The following is a 206-nucleotide window of genomic DNA, read 5'->3' as shown; positions in this document are numbered from 1 at the left end:
CTCAGCGCCGGTGTGTCACGCCCTCGGCCGCGTCGGATCTTTGATCCAACCCGACCACGAGCCGGGATACAACGAGGCATCGATACCTACCAACTCCAGTGCGAGAAGCTGATGCGCAGCGGTCACGCCCGAGCCGCAGTACACGGCGACGACCTTTCCCTTCGGTACGAGTCCACCGAATGCGCCATCGAGTACCTCCGGGGGCA

Annotated in this window: 1 protein-coding gene; it reads right to left on the bottom strand. The window is 64.1% G+C overall.

The window, feature by feature from the left end; all coding sequences use genetic code 11:
* Window positions 1-15: 15 nt before the first annotated feature.
* Window positions 16-206, bottom strand: a 191-nt coding sequence (locus tag QM588_RS25725) for a rhodanese-like domain-containing protein (protein WP_336620096.1), incomplete at its 5' end; no start/stop codon positions are given.

Source organism: Rhodococcus sp. IEGM 1354, assembly GCF_030056855.1.
Classification (GTDB): domain Bacteria; phylum Actinomycetota; class Actinomycetes; order Mycobacteriales; family Mycobacteriaceae; genus Rhodococcoides.
This window is presented reverse-complemented; position numbering and strand designations above follow the sequence as displayed.